We start from the raw sequence: 17,199 nt of genomic DNA on the forward strand, positions 1-17,199 counted from the left end.
GACTAGCCCCCGATTTTGTAACCGGAAGTCAAAGCAATGATGACAGAAGCCACGATAATAGCATTGATAATCACACGGGAGTATTTCAAGCTTTTCATAGGGTTCCCTCCCTTCCTTGGAATAAGGTGCGCACTAGGCGTGGTGGGGATTGGTTTCTTGCTGCTTATCCTTAGTTCTCTTCACGACCATAATGCTTTGGATAAACAGGAACATCCCGAAGTTCATGACCACATCTCCAATACTAATTACCTGCGTGCGGGGATAGGGCTTGGAGAGAGGAATAATGTCACCAAGCAATGATAGACGCGTGCTCGCATCCATCATGTAATGTTTCGAGATGACACTTCCGGATTTAAGCATATCTGTATAATAGGGACCCAGCACCTCCGAAGCGCTCAACGAGACCGGCATCCTGCCGCCATTCACCGCCATAACGATAAAATTCATCAATACGCCGATTATAATAAGCTTGAATCCCTTGTGATGTCTGTTCAACCAGAGAAATATCAATCCAACCACGTAGACTCCCATAAATAGATACCCGTTAATGGCTGCCAGCCAAGCCCACTTTTCCTGGGCATAAAAAATAATGAATTGTACCAGCAGCAGCACAGGGAACATCCAGCCGGCTATAAGGCGAATTTGACTGAAACGGATCAGACCTTGCCGCCAGCCTCCTCTGAACAGACCTACAATGAGACCCAGTAGCACTCCATCATAGACCATTATCATTCTCCAGATTCCACAAATTTTTTGTTTTGGTTATCGTATAATTCGACCTGAAATTGGTAAATTCCTGCCTGATATATAGCAGTTTTGAAAAAAAATTGCGGATTAGCGTGTAATTATTCGAAGCCAGACGAAATGAGTGATATCATGATGTATTGAAGTAATTATTTATATTTTTGTGAAAAGGATGATTATTATTATGAACCGGTTATCCAATACTGTTATGGTTGCCGCAGATATGACCAAATCGCGAATATTATGGATCGCCTTTGTCCTGGGTGCATTGAGTGCTTTCGGGCCGTTGTCCATAGATATGTATTTGCCGTCGCTGCCTACATTAGCCGACAATTTGCATACGACCACTTCGCTGGCGCAGCTTAGTTTGACCGCCTGTCTGTTGGGACTGGCCGTTGGCCAGATCGTTGCTGGTCCGCTTAGCGACGTAAGGGGTCGCAGAGGACCGCTGGTGATCTCGCTCATTCTGTACGCTGCTGCTTCGCTGTTATGCGTGTTTGCGCCGAATATCGGTATGCTCATTGGGCTTCGCTTTATTCAAGGGCTTACGGGGTCGGCGGGGATCGTGATTTCCAGAGCTGTAGCCCGTGATCTTTACTCGGGCAAAGAGTTGACACGCTTTTTCTCACTGCTCATGCTGGTGAACGGCGTGGCCCCCATTGCTGCACCAGTACTGGGCGGTGTCATATTGAACTTTGTTTCCTGGCGTGGTGTATTCATGGTGCTTTGTGTAGTCGGCATGGCTATGCTGATTGCCGTCGTATTGGGTTTGCCAGAAACGTTGCCAACTAACCGCCGCTCGTCCGGTGGCTTGAAGCAGACGCTGGGAACACTCGGTCATCTGTTTGCCGATCGACGCTTTATGGGCTATGCCCTCTCACAGGCGCTGATTACAGGAGCGATGTTCGCGTATATCGCTGGCTCACCATTCGTGCTTCAGGACATTTTCGGGGTTTCCCCTCAGACGTATAGCATCATTTTTGCAGTGAATGGTTTGGGGATTGTACTGTTTTCGCAGTTGACGGGTAGACTCGTGGGTCGCTTCAGCGAACGACAGTTACTCTTGTCGGGTCTGATAATTGCGGCTGTAGCCGGAATCAGCTTGCTTACTGTAGCCTTTACCGGAGGCCAATTGTTTGCTGTTTTAGTTCCTCTGTTTTTTGTCGTTTCCTGCGTAGGGATTGTAAGTACAACGACGACTTCATTGGCAATGCAGAGTCAGCAGCGCTCCGCAGGCAGTGCGTCCGCCATGCTTGGTTTGTTGCCTCTATTGCTGGGTTCCATTGCTTCACCGCTAGTAGGCTTGGGGAGTGGAACAACCCCCGTACCGATGGCGGTCGTTATAGCTATAGCCGAGATTGGCGCGCTATTAAGCTTTGTCGTACTTGCTAAGGAAGCACGCTCAAAAGTATAAAATAGGGCAGAAAAGTGACATTTTTCTGGAAGGTTGACATACCCCATGGGGGTATATTATGATAAGGATATAACAAATGCATAAATGCATATATACACCACACAGGAGGCTGATGTATGGCTGAGGAGCAACCTGTTTCCCACACTGAAGTCCATGAGAATCACTGTGGAACAGACGGGGAAAAGACAGTTAGAAAAAGTCATCATTCGGCAGAGTTCAAGAACAGCCTCGTATCCCGGTTGAACCGTATTGAAGGTCAGGTTCGCGGAATTAAGGGCTTGATTGAGAAGGATACCTACTGTGACGATGTACTGAACCAGATTGCGGCTGTCCAGTCCGCGCTGAATGGTGTCGGTAAGCTGCTGTTGGAAGGGCATATGAAAAGCTGTGTCATTGAGCGTATGCAGGCAGGAGAGCAGGAAGTGATTGACGAGCTGCTGGTTACGGTCAAAAAGCTAATCCGTTAAGAGTAGTATTCATACACATTATGGGTACGGAAGTATCCCTGAGGAGGAAAAGAAAATGGCACAAGTTACATTGAACGTAGAAGGCATGAGCTGCAATCATTGCGTGAAGGCAGTAGAAGGGGCTTTGGAGAAAGTTGGCGCTACCGGCAAGGTCAGCCTCGAAACGAAACAAGTGAATGTAGAATATGACGAGTCCAAGCTGAACGTTGAAGCTCTGAAAACAGCCATTGAAGACCAAGGCTATGATGTTGTTTAAGCTGAAGATGTTTTATGTGTGAACAGACTTGTTTCGAAGGAGAAGCTTCCATATTAGAAGCTTTTTCTTTTTGGATATGATATACCCCACTGGGGTATAGGAGGAGGGTTATCATGGAAAACCGTGCGACCGACGGTGACAAGCAGACAACGCTTCACATTACGGGGATGTCCTGTGCCGCTTGCGCAAGCCGTATTGAGAAAGGTTTAAATCGAATAGATGGTGTGGCACAGGCTAATGTGAATTTGGCTTTGGAGCAGGCGTCGATATCCTATGATCCCAAGCAGGTGGAGATCCCTGAGTTTCGCGATAAAATTGCTTCTCTTGGGTTTGGAACTGTAAGTGAAGAAGCCAATCTGAATGTGACGGGCATGACTTGTGCGGCCTGTGCAACCCGGATTGAAAAGGGATTGAATCGGATGCCTGGTGTAACAGGTGCCACGGTAAACTTGGCGATGGAAACAGCTCATGTGGAATATGCCGCGGGGAGTATTGCGGTTGGTGATCTGGTGAGCAAGATTGAACAGCTAGGCTACGGAGCGATCCCGCAGAGCGCTGAGGACAATATCGCGGATGTGCGCAGTAAGGATATCCATCGTAAAAAATGGAAGTGGATTGTGTCCGCAGTGCTGTCGTTTCCGTTGTTGTGGGCGATGGTGGCTCATTTTTCCTTTACGTCATGGATTTATGTGCCGGAACTGTTCTTGAATCCATGGTTCCAACTAGTGCTGACAACGCCGATTCAGTTCGTCATTGGTTGGCAGTTTTATGTGGGCGCGTACAAAGCGCTTCGCAACGGGAGTTCGAATATGGATGTGTTAGTTGCACTGGGCACGTCTGCGGCTTATTTTTACAGCTTGTACCTTACGCTGCGTCCGTCTGATGTCATGGAGGGGATGGCGGGAATGCCTGTCATGACCATGCCAGAGCTGTATTACGAGACAAGTGCAGTGCTAATTACGCTTATTTTAGTGGGTAAATGGTTCGAGGCGGTAGCCAAAGGGCGTTCGTCCGAGGCGATCAAGAGCCTGATGAGCCTACAGGCGACGACGGCACGTGTAGTACGTGATGGACAAGAGCTTGATATACCGATCGAACAGGTACGTGTGAAGGATATCTTTATTGTACGACCCGGCGAGAAAATTCCTGTCGATGGTGTGGTCGTGGACGGACGTTCCGCAGTGGACGAATCCATGTTAAGTGGTGAGAGTCTTCCGGTTGAAAAAGAAGCAGGTTCCGCAGTTACAGGGGCGACGCTTAATAAAAATGGGGTACTACGTATTCAGGCGGAGCGTGTGGGTGGTGATACGGCGTTGTCCCGTATTATTAAGGTCGTGGAAGATGCACAAAACTCTAAGGCCCCGATTCAGCGGATTGCGGATCAGATTTCCGGTATTTTTGTCCCCATTGTTGTTGCTATTGCTGTGTTAGCCTTTATCGTCTGGTTTTTCCTTGTGACGCCGACTGATTTTGCAGGCTCACTGGAGAAAATGATTGCAGTTCTCGTCATAGCTTGTCCTTGTGCGCTCGGCTTGGCTACTCCAACGTCCATTATGGCAGGATCGGGACGTGCCGCTGAATACGGTATTTTGTTCAAGGGTGGCGAGCATTTGGAAATGACCCGTTCAGTCAACGCAGTGGTATTGGATAAGACAGGAACAGTTACGAACGGCAAGCCAGAGCTGACAGATGTTATGGTTGGTGCAAGCGGCTTGGCTGAAAACGATTTGCTGCGGTTGCTCGGTGCAGCAGAAAAAAGCTCGGAGCATCCGCTGGCGGAAGCCATTGTAAAGGGGATTGCAGATCGAGGAATTGAGCTGGTAGGACCGACAGATTTTGAAAATATTCCGGGTTATGGTGTGAAGGCGCATGTGGAAGGTAAGCAGGTATTGGCGGGTACACGCCGATTGATGAGCAGGGAAGGCATCGCAATAGATGACTCAGCCGAGCAGTATATGAATGAGCTGGAAAACGCAGGGAAAACCGCGATGCTGGTCGCTGTGGACGGTTCCTATGCCGGACTGGTGGCCGTAGCGGACACGATTAAAGAAACGTCACGGGAGGCCGTTGCCCGTCTGCGGGCGATGAACATTGAAGTCATCATGATTACGGGTGACAATGAACGGACTGCGCGGGCTGTTGCCGCCGAGGCCGGAATTGAACGAGTGCTGGCGGAGGTGCTGCCTGAAGGAAAGGCTGAGGAAGTGAAACGGCTTCAGGAACAAGGCATGATCGTAGCTATGGTTGGGGATGGTATTAACGATGCGCCTGCGCTGGCTACTGCTAATATTGGGATGGCGATGGGCACGGGAACGGATGTGGCCATGGAGGCGGCGGATATTACCCTCATGCGCGGCAACCTGAACAGCATTCCTGACGCGATCGAAATGAGCCGCCGGACGATGACAAACATACGGCAAAATCTGTTTTGGGCGCTCGGTTATAACGTGATCGGTATTCCGATTGCCGCTTTGGGCTTCCTTGCTCCATGGTTGGCGGGAGCAGCCATGGCATTTAGCTCTGTTTCGGTTGTGCTAAATGCACTGCGTCTCCAACGGGTGAAGCTGTAAATGTATGGATGCACCAGCAGGATAGCGTGCTGCCGGACATCTGTAGCGAGATAAAGTTATTATCAGAGTATAGAGCAAGTACGCACAATTGGTTTTCTGCGTGCTTGCTTTTTGTTGCGTTTGTTTTTTTAAACCATACTGTTAACCCTCATCACGTCAGGTTGCTTATCATTCGCGAAAGTTTCATAATATTTGTAGGAGTGCCATGCAAGCATGCAAGAACTTCTTCGTATACTCACAGCTAGAAGTAGATAAAGAGCTTAAATTATGGATTAGGAGTGAAGCAGTCATGAATGATACGATTTCCTTGTTGATGAATCACCGGTCTGTGCGAAAGTTCAAGTCAGACGCCGCCGTTACCGACGAGCAGCTCGCAGCTATTGTGGCAGCTGGCCAAATGGCATCCTCGTCCAGTAATGTGCAGGCATATACCGTTATTGCCGTTACCGATCCTTCTTTAAAAACAAAACTGGCCGAGTTGGCAGGAGGGCAGGCTTACGTTGAGCAATGCCCCGCGTTTCTGGTATGGTGCGCAGATTTGTACCGTTTGAAGCAGGTGACGATTCACCACCAGCCAGGCCAGCCTTCCTACGAAGGGTCCGTCGAAAACTATACGGTTGCGACCATTGATGCCGCGTTAGCTGCACAAAATGCAGCGGTAGCCGCTGAATCACTGGGCCTGGGCATCGTCTACATCGGCGGTATTCGTACTAAAATAGCAGAGGTATCTGAGTTGTTAGGGTTGCCAGAGCTGGTGTATCCAGTATTCGGTATGTGTATTGGTGTACCGGATCAGGAAACGGGCTTGCGCCCACGTCTTCCACTGTCCGGTGTTTTGCATATGAACGGCTACGACAAAAATCAGACGATGAAAGCTGTAGAGGTATACGACCACACATCAGCCGAATATTTGAAGGAACGTACGGGCGGTCAACGCTCTACGCCATGGTCTGAGCAAATGGCCGCGAGACTGACCGAGCCAGCACGTTTGCAGTTAAAGCCATTTTTGGAACAGAAGGGTTTCTTAAAGCAATAAAAGCTGAGTAGCGACAAAAAACTCTGCAAAATACAAGAACCTCCTTATTTACGCATGATGAAGTCCCGCGTAAATAAGGAGGTTCTTTGCTTTGGTTGCATGTTGTGGTTGTAAACCTTCCAGTGAGTAAATAGCTGGTATCCTTTATCAATCAGATAGTGAGTAAAAGCGTCTCGTATTTTCATAAAATAATTGACGGACGGCAGATTCATCTTGATGGGTCAGCTTACTATACGCGCGAGTGACGTCGGCAGTCATCCGTGGATGTGTCTGTTGTCCGGTAAAAGGCCCCTCGAACCGCCAGGGACCGTCTGTCTCTGCCATGATCTGATCAGACGGATACTGTCTTGCCAAACTGCGGATCTCTTCTTCGTACAGGAGATCCGGTGTGAAGGAGACATAATAGCCGTTCCGCGCCATACGTTTGGTTGTGGCGGCAGAGCCTTTAAACCAGTGAAAATGCGCCTGCGTGACGCTGTGACGTTCCAGAAGGTCACAGGCGATATCTGCGTCCTCATAAACGGCGTGCAGGACAATGGGCTTGTTATGCTTGCTTGCAAACTGGATAAAACGCTCCAGCAGCGCTATGTAGGGAGCGAGGTCAAAAGGTGAACCGCTCTGTGAGGCTTCCAGCCGATTGTAATAGGGCAAGCCGACTTCACCCACGGCGATCATCTGCTGTACATGTTCGTCCATCCAGTCGAACAAGAGGTCAAGCTCAGCTTGCGGTGGAAGAGCCTGTTCGGGATGAAAGCCAAAGGCTGGTCGTACCAGCTCGGGGTAACGCTTGGCTAACCGTAGATTGGCTCGGCTGGAGCCCAGATGCATCGACACGGCTATCACGGCTTGGACGCTGCTATCGGCAAGTGAAGCGAGCAATAACTCCTGTTGTTCAGGCGGGTAGCTGTCTACATGAATATGCGCGTCGATCAATGGAGCGGGCTCAATTGCGGTCAAATCCAAGCCTGGCTTTGTTTGGCTGTTCCATTTCAATGCACATCGAACTTTTACGTCACTCATGTCGATTCAATCCATCTTCCGGGATATTCTTGTGGACGCTCTGAGCATTGTCCATGTCGCCGTCCAGTTTGTACTTTTCCTCGCGCATCCAGCTGGTCATGGTCCGCTTCCATTCAATAAAGAGCGGATCGAGGGTGATTTCTTCCCTACGCGGGCGGGGAAAAGGGACATCTACGACATGCACCACCGAAGCAGGTCGCGCCGACAGCACATAGATGCGGTCGGAGAGCAGCAGTGCTTCTTCAATGCTGTGGGTAATAAACAGCACAGAACGGCGGTTCTTCTCCCACATGCGTAATAACCATTGCTGCATATCTGCACGTGTCAGCGCATCGAGTGCGCTGAACGGCTCATCCAGCAGCATTAATTCCTGCGGGCTGAGTAGTGCTCGTAGAAAGGCTGCGCGCTGTTGCATTCCACCAGACAGCGTATGTGGATACGCCTTGGCGAATTTACCAAGTCCAACCTGTTCGAGCCATTGCAAGGCTTCTTTGCGACGCTCGCGTTCACTTGCGTACTGAGGGGGGACTGCTGTAGTTTTACGTGGAGCATTTTCCTGCCCAAGCAGTACGTTGTCCAGCGTGGTACGCCACGGAAAAAGGGCGGGCTGCTGCGGCATATAGCTGATATGACCACGTTCACCAGTCATGTCCCGTCCGTGCATACGGATACATCCCTGCTGGGGTTTGAGTAGCCCGCCGATGATGTGAAACAGCGTGCTTTTGCCGCTGCCTGACGGACCGATGAGGGAAACGAATTCTCCTGGCTTGACTGTGAGGGATACATCCTGCAGTACGGGCAGTAAGCTTCGCTTTTCGCGGAAGGCAAGGCTGATCCCGTCCAATTCCAAAGCAGGAGGAGCAGTTGAAGGACTCTGTTGTTCCCCGGCTCGTTGTTCATTAGCCACGTTGTGTGATGATAAGTCAATCGGATGCAGACTCATACGCGCCACGTCCTTTCTTTGCTGTATTTACTTCAAGGAGGAAGCTACTCTCGATCGGGTTTCCAGCGAACCAACCATTTCTCAAGTAGTAAAATAACCACAAACATGAGTAAGCTGAGTGCGACAATAATGCCGATGGCAGCAAAAATGAGGTCCGTGCGATAGGCCGATTTTTGCAGCAGCATATAATATCCAATTCCTTCACTAGCTCCGATCCACTCGGCAATGATCGCGCCCATCACACTGTAGGTAGCAGCAATTTTAACGCCAGAAAAGACTTGCGGCAGGGAATGTGGCAGCTCCAGCTTCATAAAAATAGACATGCGGCTTGCACCCGACATCCGCATATAGTTCATCATCGTACGGTCTGTTCGAGTCAGCCCGTCCATGGCCGCTACAGCGACGGGAAAAAAGCATACTAAGGTAATGACCATGAGCTTGGGCAGCACGCCAAAACCAAACCACACCATGAGCAACGGACCGAGGGCGATGATCGGAATGTTTTGGCTCAGGATAAGCAGCGGATACAGGGCGGATTTGAGAAAAGGAATCGTATGAAGAACGATGGCGATCAACAGTCCCGTTGCTGTCCCTATTGCGAATCCCGCAAGTGTCAGACGAATCGTAGCCCATGTATGGGTGCCAAGCAACGCCGATTGCCCCATGCCCTCTTGTACGATTAGAGATGGAGCTGGCAGTAGCCAGGATTCAATATGTAAATAGGAAACCGCCCCCTGCCAGGCCGTTAAAAAGAAGAGGACCGCCACAAGGGGCGGCCATACGCTTTTCCACCAGGATGCGTTCTTGCCTTTCGGATTCATGGGCGATATTTCTCGGTCAGCTTGTTCATGCTGATGCCTTGTGGGTTATGTGCGATTTTGATCTGTGAAATGACGCTGGGACTGCCCGCTTCCGTCAAAGCCTCGTGCATTTCTTTAACCACTTTCAGCAACTCGTCGAGCTCGCCCTCCATGGTCGTATCCAATGGATTCACCTGATGTTTGACGCCGGAGCGCTGAATGACCTCAATCGCCTTATCTACATACGGGTAAGAGTCCTCGTTATTAGGAGTTTTAGGGATTACTTGAATACTGAGCAGTGTGTTAGCCATGAAAATTCACCTGTCCTTTATTGTGGAGTTGTTTTGAGAAAATAGGGTGGTTTAAGGCGGGGAGACCGCTTCGCGTTTCATTTGATCTTACGATCGCTGTTGCCGTGGGATTCTTTGAATAAATTTTAAAAGGTAAGAATCCAACGGCAAAGGCGAACGCTGCGCTTCTCCAGATTCAAATGAACCGCTACGCTGCCAACCGCCTTAAAAAGCACCTTAGTTTTTAAGCTAGGTTGTACGGTATTTTGTATTTTTCTCACATAAGCGCACCTGCTTTTGCGCTTAGACACTATGAGACTAAAGAATAAACCAAGTGGAACGAGAACGAAGTGGGCGGAATGGTGCTGTACAAGCGTTAGCGTTCGCCTTTGTACCCAGATTTCAACCTCTGGATATTCATAAAAGAAATCTGGGTACAACAGCGATGGGAAGCACCATCCGACTGCGTAGTGGAACTTCGTTCACTTCTCTAGTTCAGTCTTATTTAGCGTTTTAACAAATGATCAACGCTTGGGCAAGAAGTCGTTTGTGAAGGCTTTATCCACTTCCAAAGGCTTGCTGAGCAGCTTGCGTTCGTACATCCAGTCCGAATAGTTTTGCCATACCTCCGCTTTTTGCACACCCCATTGCGCGGCATCGTCCTGATAACGCGGGCTCAGCCATTTTTGGCTGGCAAGTACCAGTTTTTTATCCAGCTCCGGTACAGCTTTGCTTAAGATGTCCGCGGCTTCTTCTGGATGGGCGATAGTGTATTCATAGCCTTGTGCGGTAGCGTTCATGAACGCTTTTACCAGTTCTGGATCATTTTTTATTGTCTGTTCGTTGCTCACAATTACAGGTGTATAGTAATCGAGGCTTTTGGAATAATCTTTTACATACAGCATATCCAATGGCTCACCTCGAAGCTGGGCTTCGATTCCAGTCCATGCGTAGAAAATCCAGGCAAAGTCGATATCCCGCTTCACGGCTGTAAAATAGTCTGCATTACCCATGTTGACGATCTTCACTTTGCTCACATCGCCTTTGTCTGAATCCATGATGGATTTCATGACCGCTTCTTCTACGGGAGAGCCCCAACCGCCGTATTTTTTACCTTCAAAATCTTTGGGGCTCTTAATTCCGCGATCTACTGGGGCTGCGAAGCCTGAGGTATTATGCTGAATCACCGCAGCGATGGATACAAGCGGCACGCCTTGCGTACGAGCCTGTGTGACGCCTTCTTGGTAGCTGATACCAAAAGGTGCAGCATTAGAGGCAACCATTTGATCGGCTCCGCCTGAACCAGGTTGAATAATTTGGACATTCAAACCCGCTTTTTCGTAAAATCCTTTGTCCTTGGCAACATAGAGTCCCGTATGATTCGTATTGGGTGTCCAGTCGAGCACGACTTTAACATCTTTGAGCTCCTTTGCCGGAGTAGACGTTTGAGTGTTGGTAGCGGGAGCCGCTTCTTGGGATGTGGAGGGACTTCCACCGCAAGCGGTCAGGGTCAAGGCCATGAGCCACAGACTGATCAGTCCCAGGCTTAACATTTTCATGCGCTTCATCGTTGTGTTCTCTCCTTTAATTACCCGTTATCCGTCCAATCAGACAGCTTATGTTCCCCATTTTCATAAAAATAACATCTGCCGGACGCGATCTTTCCAACAACTTAATCTTCAACAAAAAAAGCGCCCCGAGGTTCCGGGACGCTTGCGCTTGTATATACCAAAGTAAGGGATGGTCCTATGTAAAAAAGGCACATCTTGCTTAAGCATTCCTACGCTGGCATTACCCAGATCAGGTTGTAAGGGTCAGTGTCTTGGGACACACTCTCAGCCGGCCGATTCCAGCACCCCTGGCATTGTATGGTTTAATGGGTTCATTTATTCGGGTTTACTACGAAGATTATATGCCTTGAATGCGGGTCTGTCCAGCATGGAGGAAGAGATGACGGTTCATTTGCCGAACGACAGGGTACACTTTTACTGTGAGCTTTGATCTGAAAATGAGCATGCATCAATCCGATTCGATCGGGTCATGTTATTTTCAGAACAGCTGCGTAGGTATATTCAGATGGACTGGTGCCCAATGGCATGGCCGTAGAGGATTCTAATTCGTGAAAAGGAGTTGTTGTACTGTGGGTAAAACGGAAACATTGGATCGTAGCCAACTAGAACAAGCCATTGTGAAGGCTTTGGATAACAACAAATTTTGCTCGTTAGGTACGGTAGAGGGTGGCAAACCGAAAGTACGCTATATGGCCCTTTTTAACGATGGAATGAACATTCATCTGGCGACAGATCGCAAAACGCATAAAGTGGATGAGCTAAAGGATAATCCGAATGCTTATCTGCTGCTGGGTTATGAAGTTGGCGGTACAAAGGAAGTCGTAGAAGTGGAGGCTACTGTCCAGATTACAGCTGATGAAGGGCTGCGCAAACAAGTGTGGAACGATTCCTTGAAGGAATGGTTTTCCGGACCGGATGATCCCGATTATGTCATTCTGGACGTGAATCCGACTCGCATTGAGTATGTGGGTCAGCAAACGGAGCGCCAAGTGTGGAATAAATAATGAGAATATAAATGGATAAACCAGTGAATCTCCGAGTTTTTTAGGAGGTTTGCTGGTTTTTTTATTTTTGAGAGAATTAATTATTTTTTCATAAATAATTTAAGTGAATGACTACTCTTTTGTCTGGCGTTGGATTAAAATAGAAATGGTGGGTTCAAGGCTTACATATATGTGCAAAAGTATGTATATGAGGCATACACCTTAATGAGGAGGGGTATATTTTGTTATTTCGTAAAAATTGGTTTAAAGGGTTTACAGCAATAGTTGTAGCTTGTAGCATGCTGGTGTTTTCGGCCGCTCCATCCTGGGCAGCTAGCGATTCTCGCGATAGCGCTACGGTGAATTTGCGGATCATGGAAACAACGGATATTCATGCGTCGCTGATGAACTATGATTACTATTCAGACAAAGAAACCAACGAATATGGCTTGATTAGCACAGCTGGTTTGATCCAACAGGCGCGCAGTGAAACAAGAAACAGCATGCTGTTCGATAACGGTGATTTGTTACAGGGCAATCCATTAGGCGATTATATGGCCAGAAACAAAACCTATGAAAAAGAAGGCGGTGTCCATCCAGTCTACAAGATGATGAACTTGATGGGCTATGATGCGGCGACAGTGGGCAACCACGAATTCAACTATGGTCTCGATTTTCTGGAAAAATCGCTCAAGGGAGCCGATTTCCCTTACGTAAATGCGAATGTTTATGTTGATAAGGGGGGGCAAGCTACTAAAAATTATTTTACCCCTTATCAAATTCTTGATAAAACGGTAACGGATGAGAAAGGTGAAGAGCATGCGCTCAGAGTGGGTGTCCTCGGCTTGGTCACACCTCAAATTATGCAGTGGGATGCAGCCAATTTAAAGGATAAGGTCGTTACGAAGGATATTGTGGAAACGGCGAAAAAGTTTATTCCTCAAATGAAAACGGAAGGTGCTGACATTATTGTCGTGCTTGCGCATACAGGTTATGAGGATGTGCCACAAACGCCAATGATGGAGAATGCCGTTAAATATTTGAGCCAGGTGGACGGAATTAACGCGATTCTGTTTGGGCATGCTCATAAATCTTTCCCTGGCCCTGATTTTAAAGAAATGAGCGGCGTAGATCTGGATAAGGGAACCATTAATGGCGTGCCGGCCGTGGAAGCTTCTTCATGGGGCAAGGATCTGGGAATTATTGACCTGAGCCTGGAAAAGAAAAAAGATGAGTGGCACGTAACGAATTCTCAGTCTGAAGTGCGTCCGGTTGTGAGTACCACAAACCAGGCTGTGCAGTTTACTCCTGACTACAAACTGACAGATTCGATCAAGGAAGAGCATAAAGGAACGCTGGATTATATTCGTCAACCTGTCGGAACAACGACTGCGCCAATTACCAGCTATTTTGCATTAGTGCAGGACGACCCTTCCATTCAAATTGTAACAAATGCACAGAAATGGTATGTTCAAAACCATCTTAAAGGAACTGAATACGAAAAACTTCCCGTATTGTCGGCAGGCGCTCCATTCAAGGCCGGCGGTCGAAACGGAGCCGAGTATTACACCAATATTCCTGAAGGTACGGTAGCGATTAAAAACGTATCCGACCTGTATGTGTATCCGAACACGGTTCATGCTGTAGAAGTGACCGGTGCTGAAATTCAGGAATGGCTGGAGTGGTCTGCAGGTCAGTTCAACCGCATTGATCCAAAGCAAACTGAGGAGCAATCGCTGATCAACAAAGATTTCCCAACCTACAATTTTGATGTCATTGACGGTGTGAATTACCAGATTGATGTAACTCAGCCTGCACGATATGATGCCAAGGGAACTATTATTGATTCTTCAGCTCATCGTATCAAGGATCTGCAATACAATGGAAAAGCTATTGATCCTGCGCAGAAATTTATCGTAGCCACCAATAACTATCGTGCTTCCTCATCCAAACTGGCCAACCCAGATGGCAAACGAATTGTGATGGCAGCACCGGATGAAAGTCGCCAGGTCATTGTTGACTATATCCGTACGAACGGAACGATTAATCCATCGGCGGATGGCAACTGGTCTATTGCTCCTTTTGGTCAGGCAAAGGTTACTTTCGAGTCCTCTCCTGATGCCAAAGACGTGCTGGCAGGAAATCAACAAATTTCATACTTGAGCAGCGCGGCAGATGGCTTTGCCAAATACAGCTTAAAAGCTGGCGCTAAGCCTAGTGCAGCAACGACTCCTGTAAAGGAAGCTGTGGCTCCCGCGAAAGCAACAGCAAAGCCAGCTGTTAAAACGACCAAACCCGCGACTGTTAAACCAGCTAAAACAACGAAGCCAAAGGCGTCCAAATAACTTCGAACTTTAGTTTTCAATCAATATCAGAGTGAAGCAGCAAGTCTCTTTAACCAAGAGATTTGCTGTTTTTTTTAATGCCAAAAACAACAGCCCCCGAATTTATCATGAATGCAAAAAGTTTTCTGTTTTTGTCGAATATATACTTAAGTCCTAAGTTGTCGGTAAGAATAAGCTAGTTTTTTGTAAAAACACGTAGTTATATAGTACTTTTGTTCTAGTTATTTGTGATATAATGGTGAAAAAACCGGAAAATTGTTCCGAGGAGGACCATTATGACATGCAGCAATTGCAGCATCATATTACCTATTAAGGATCAAGGATTTCTCAGAATTAGGCATTCCAGGGTGTCGCTTACTCCAGCATTAGATGGTTTGGGTATGCTATCGGAACAAATGAAGCAGGAACATGAGCGTGAGGGTGGCATAGAGTTTCGCTATGACAGCCGTTCAGAGCTGGAACAGCTGGTTAACGGACTGGCTCGTCTGCCGCAGGAATACTTGAACCATATGCAAATTGTGGTGACCGGCTTGCATCATGTCGAAGGATATGAGGACTGGCTTTTATTTAGTCAATTGCAAGCCAGACTGCAACATCCGGATATCGTGAATATCATTAAGGATCAAAGTTTTTCCAGCCATATGCAGCCTATTGTTGACCATAAGTTGGATATTATCGGGTTTGAGTTTTTACTGCGTCCGTCACATGCGGAGAGACCATTTCAGCCGTTACGACTGTTTGAAATCGCCCGTGAAGCTGGTTTGCATGCTCATCTGGATCGCTCGGCTCGTATTTCCGCTATTGAAAAAAGTGCAACATGCCTTCCGGCGGGAATTAAACGTTTTATTAACTTTCTCCCTTCGACCATTTATAATCCGGCTTATTGCTTGAATCACACCTTTGAGACGATTGATCACTTATCCATGAATACGAAGGATTTTGTATTTGAGGTCGTAGAAACGGAAGAAATAGACGACCTTAATTTTTTGCATCATATCTTTGATCAATATCGCAATCGAGGAGTTTCGGTAGCCCTGGACGATGTGGGGGCAGGTTATTCTACGACAGAGCTTATGAATTGCCTTCAGCCGGATTATGTTAAAATTGACCGCAGTATAATTGACGGCTGTCATAGTAACAGTGATCAGAAGCGGCAAATTACAGGGATTGTAGAATCGGCTTTTCGTTTTGGAGGCCAAGTGTTGGCTGAAGGCGTAGAGCAGATGAAGGATTTTGAATTTTGCCGTGAAGCAGGTGTATCACTGGCTCAGGGTTATTTGTTTGGCAAGCCGGAACCCGGTCCGCCCTCTAATTTTATACTTAGTAGCGTAATATAGTCAGGAACAAATTTAAGTAGACGTAGTTTATAAAAGTTGGAGCTTAAATAAGGCTGTGGCATAAGCAAATTCCAATTCTATTGGTCAGTGCTTATATCACCATTAATGTAAAAAAACGCGAGTTGCAGAGGTTATCTCACCTTTGCAACTCGCGTTTTTTGGTCATGCTTGCCCACCTGAGCAAGTTCTGGACAAGCGAAGCCACCCAGTCTCCAATTTTACTTGGTAAGGAACGTTAAAAGCCTGGAGCAGTTTACGACCGTTTTTATTTTTAAAGTAAAGATTGACGTTTTGAAGACAATTGGATACAGTGTATTACATAGGAAACAGTGTTTCTTACGTAATACATTGTATCCATACTAGGTAAAAAGTTTAACATTACAGGGAGGACAACCAAAATGAAAGCAGTGCAACTGAAAAATGGTTTTGGCTTTGAAGAGTTAACCTTGACGGAACTTGACATACCGGTGCCAGGACGGCTGGAAGTTCTGATCCGCATAAGGGCAGCGTCTCTGAATTACCGGGATTTGGTGATTATTAACGGAGTAATGCCGATCGGCATTCAATTTCCCTTCATTCCGTTATCTGATGGAGCGGGTGAAATTGTAGCTGTGGGCGAAGGGGTGACAAAATTTCAGATTGGACAAAGGGTAGCGGCAAATTTACAACAGAAATTCATTGGCGGGAGCACGAGAGCGGAGGTCTTAAAGGACAGTCTGGGAGGCCCGCTCAGTGGAGTGGCGTCTGAATATATCGTTCTGCATGAAGAAGGGGTCGTCGCCATTCCGGATCACCTTTCTTGGGAGGAGGCTTCCACCTTGCCGATTGCAGCATTAACCGCATGGAGCATGCTGATGGAATCCGGCGGGCTGCGAGCGGGGGATACGGTGCTCTTGCAAGGAACAGGCGGTGTTTCCATCTTTGGGCTTCAATTCTCTCTGATGGCGGGAGCAAGGGTAATTATCACATCGAGCAGCAATGACAAGCTGGAACGGGCAAAGGATCTCGGCGCATGGAAGACAATCAACTATTCGGAAGTTCCCGAGTGGGATAAGGTGGCTCTGGAGCTGACAGACGGCGGAGTCGACCATGTCCTGGATGTAGGGGGAGCGGCAACAATGGCGCAATCCATCAATGCACTTCGTACCGGAGGGACTGTGAACATGGTCGGCTTCTTATCGGGCTTGACTATTCCTGAGTTCGATGTCACCAGCATTTTGCAGAAGGCTGCGACGATTCGCGGCAGCCAAGTCGGTAACCGGGAACATTTCGAAAATATGAATCGTGCCATTTCCCGCCATCGTTTACATCCTGTCATTGACCGGGTATTCCCGCTCAGCCGAATCGGCGAAGCCTTCGCACTTTTGGCTGAAGGAAAACAGTATTTCGGTAAAATCGTCGTTCAAATATAAATATTATTCAC

15 protein-coding genes and 1 riboswitch are annotated in these 17,199 nt (G+C 47.7%); of the genes, 9 read left to right on the forward strand and 6 right to left on the reverse strand.

What is annotated here, in order from left to right:
- Nucleotides 1-132: 132 nt before the first annotated feature.
- On the reverse strand, nucleotides 133-726 hold the full coding sequence (locus tag ACYCSE_RS11305; RefSeq protein WP_039270279.1) for a DUF5317 domain-containing protein: 594 nt from the start codon (nucleotides 724-726) through the stop codon (nucleotides 133-135).
- A gap of 202 nt (nucleotides 727-928) precedes the next feature.
- Here ACYCSE_RS11305 and ACYCSE_RS11310 point away from each other — a divergent pair, with 202 nt between their 5' ends.
- From ACYCSE_RS11310 to nfsA, 5 genes are all read left to right on the forward strand, one after another.
- On the forward strand, nucleotides 929-2,158 hold the full coding sequence (locus ACYCSE_RS11310) for a multidrug effflux MFS transporter (RefSeq protein WP_459702269.1): 1,230 nt from the start codon (nucleotides 929-931) through the stop codon (nucleotides 2,156-2,158).
- Between the two features lie 116 nt (nucleotides 2,159-2,274).
- Nucleotides 2,275-2,625 carry a metal-sensitive transcriptional regulator gene (locus ACYCSE_RS11315; RefSeq protein ID WP_013308456.1) on the forward strand — a complete coding sequence of 117 codons (351 nt, stop codon included), beginning with the start codon at nucleotides 2,275-2,277 and terminating at the stop codon, nucleotides 2,623-2,625.
- A gap of 55 nt (nucleotides 2,626-2,680) precedes the next feature.
- On the forward strand, nucleotides 2,681-2,881 hold the full coding sequence (locus tag ACYCSE_RS11320; protein WP_013308457.1) for a copper ion binding protein: 201 nt from the start codon (nucleotides 2,681-2,683) through the stop codon (nucleotides 2,879-2,881).
- 113 nt (nucleotides 2,882-2,994) lie between these two features.
- Nucleotides 2,995-5,451 carry a heavy metal translocating P-type ATPase gene (locus ACYCSE_RS11325; protein WP_254326866.1) on the forward strand — a complete coding sequence of 819 codons (2,457 nt, stop codon included), beginning with the start codon at nucleotides 2,995-2,997 and terminating at the stop codon, nucleotides 5,449-5,451.
- A gap of 289 nt (nucleotides 5,452-5,740) precedes the next feature.
- On the forward strand, nucleotides 5,741-6,487 hold the full coding sequence (gene nfsA / locus ACYCSE_RS11330; RefSeq protein ID WP_250259692.1) for an oxygen-insensitive NADPH nitroreductase: 747 nt from the start codon (nucleotides 5,741-5,743) through the stop codon (nucleotides 6,485-6,487).
- A gap of 147 nt (nucleotides 6,488-6,634) precedes the next feature.
- Here nfsA and ACYCSE_RS11335 read toward each other — a convergent pair whose 3' ends face one another.
- From ACYCSE_RS11335 to ACYCSE_RS11355, 5 genes are all read right to left on the reverse strand, one after another.
- Complete coding sequence (locus ACYCSE_RS11335; protein WP_459702270.1) at nucleotides 6,635-7,507, reverse strand: TatD family hydrolase; 873 nt, start codon at nucleotides 7,505-7,507, stop codon at nucleotides 6,635-6,637.
- Nucleotides 7,500-8,450: an ABC transporter ATP-binding protein gene (locus ACYCSE_RS11340; RefSeq protein WP_452566044.1), complete on the reverse strand. Its 951-nt coding sequence runs from the start codon at nucleotides 8,448-8,450 to the stop codon at nucleotides 7,500-7,502. The genes ACYCSE_RS11335 and ACYCSE_RS11340 overlap by 8 nt, the downstream gene beginning before the upstream one ends.
- 44 nt (nucleotides 8,451-8,494) lie before the next feature.
- Nucleotides 8,495-9,271 carry an ABC transporter permease gene (locus tag ACYCSE_RS11345; RefSeq protein ID WP_459702271.1) on the reverse strand — a complete coding sequence of 259 codons (777 nt, stop codon included), beginning with the start codon at nucleotides 9,269-9,271 and terminating at the stop codon, nucleotides 8,495-8,497.
- On the reverse strand, nucleotides 9,268-9,561 hold the full coding sequence (locus tag ACYCSE_RS11350; RefSeq protein WP_016818835.1) for an MTH1187 family thiamine-binding protein: 294 nt from the start codon (nucleotides 9,559-9,561) through the stop codon (nucleotides 9,268-9,270). Before ACYCSE_RS11350 ends, ACYCSE_RS11345 begins: the two co-directional genes overlap by 4 nt.
- 503 nt (nucleotides 9,562-10,064) lie before the next feature.
- Complete coding sequence (locus ACYCSE_RS11355; RefSeq protein ID WP_069290921.1) at nucleotides 10,065-11,108, reverse strand: ABC transporter substrate-binding protein; 1,044 nt, start codon at nucleotides 11,106-11,108, stop codon at nucleotides 10,065-10,067.
- 192 nt (nucleotides 11,109-11,300) lie between these two features.
- Nucleotides 11,301-11,410: riboswitch (TPP riboswitch) on the reverse strand.
- 270 nt (nucleotides 11,411-11,680) lie between these two features.
- Here ACYCSE_RS11355 and ACYCSE_RS11360 point away from each other — a divergent pair.
- The 4 genes from ACYCSE_RS11360 (at nucleotide 11,681) to ACYCSE_RS11375 (ending at nucleotide 17,188) form a co-directional block, all read left to right on the forward strand.
- Complete coding sequence (locus ACYCSE_RS11360; protein WP_061831133.1) at nucleotides 11,681-12,115, forward strand: pyridoxamine 5'-phosphate oxidase family protein; 435 nt, start codon at nucleotides 11,681-11,683, stop codon at nucleotides 12,113-12,115.
- 221 nt (nucleotides 12,116-12,336) lie between these two features.
- On the forward strand, nucleotides 12,337-14,439 hold the full coding sequence (locus ACYCSE_RS11365) for a bifunctional 2',3'-cyclic-nucleotide 2'-phosphodiesterase/3'-nucleotidase (RefSeq protein ID WP_459702272.1): 2,103 nt from the start codon (nucleotides 12,337-12,339) through the stop codon (nucleotides 14,437-14,439).
- Nucleotides 14,440-14,714: 275 nt separating this feature from the next.
- Complete coding sequence (locus tag ACYCSE_RS11370) at nucleotides 14,715-15,776, forward strand: EAL domain-containing protein (protein WP_459702273.1); 1,062 nt, start codon at nucleotides 14,715-14,717, stop codon at nucleotides 15,774-15,776.
- A gap of 398 nt (nucleotides 15,777-16,174) precedes the next feature.
- Nucleotides 16,175-17,188, forward strand: a complete 1,014-nt coding sequence (locus tag ACYCSE_RS11375) for a zinc-dependent alcohol dehydrogenase family protein (RefSeq protein WP_452566048.1) — start codon at nucleotides 16,175-16,177, stop codon at nucleotides 17,186-17,188.
- Nucleotides 17,189-17,199: the final 11 nt, after the last annotated feature.

It is taken from the genome of Paenibacillus sp. SEL1, assembly GCF_054602535.1.

Excerpts from the sequence above, each read along its gene's own strand:
- ACYCSE_RS11375 (WP_452566048.1), top strand. The coding sequence starts at position 16,175 with ATGAAAGCAGTGCAACTGAAAAATGGTTTTGGCTTTGAAGAGTTAACC.
- ACYCSE_RS11310 (WP_459702269.1), top strand. The coding sequence starts at position 929 with ATGAACCGGTTATCCAATACTGTTATGGTTGCCGCAGATATGACCAAA.
- ACYCSE_RS11370 (WP_459702273.1), top strand. The coding sequence starts at position 14,715 with ATGACATGCAGCAATTGCAGCATCATATTACCTATTAAGGATCAAGGA.
- ACYCSE_RS11320 (WP_013308457.1), top strand. The coding sequence starts at position 2,681 with ATGGCACAAGTTACATTGAACGTAGAAGGCATGAGCTGCAATCATTGC.
- ACYCSE_RS11355 (WP_069290921.1), bottom strand. The coding sequence starts at position 11,108 with ATGAAGCGCATGAAAATGTTAAGCCTGGGACTGATCAGTCTGTGGCTC.
- ACYCSE_RS11325 (WP_254326866.1), top strand. The coding sequence starts at position 2,995 with ATGGAAAACCGTGCGACCGACGGTGACAAGCAGACAACGCTTCACATT.
- ACYCSE_RS11335 (WP_459702270.1), bottom strand. The coding sequence starts at position 7,507 with ATGAGTGACGTAAAAGTTCGATGTGCATTGAAATGGAACAGCCAAACA.
- ACYCSE_RS11340 (WP_452566044.1), bottom strand. The coding sequence starts at position 8,450 with ATGAGTCTGCATCCGATTGACTTATCATCACACAACGTGGCTAATGAA.
- nfsA (WP_250259692.1), top strand. The coding sequence starts at position 5,741 with ATGAATGATACGATTTCCTTGTTGATGAATCACCGGTCTGTGCGAAAG.
- ACYCSE_RS11305 (WP_039270279.1), bottom strand. The coding sequence starts at position 726 with ATGGTCTATGATGGAGTGCTACTGGGTCTCATTGTAGGTCTGTTCAGA.
- ACYCSE_RS11345 (WP_459702271.1), bottom strand. The coding sequence starts at position 9,271 with ATGAATCCGAAAGGCAAGAACGCATCCTGGTGGAAAAGCGTATGGCCG.
- ACYCSE_RS11350 (WP_016818835.1), bottom strand. The coding sequence starts at position 9,561 with ATGGCTAACACACTGCTCAGTATTCAAGTAATCCCTAAAACTCCTAAT.
- ACYCSE_RS11315 (WP_013308456.1), top strand. The coding sequence starts at position 2,275 with ATGGCTGAGGAGCAACCTGTTTCCCACACTGAAGTCCATGAGAATCAC.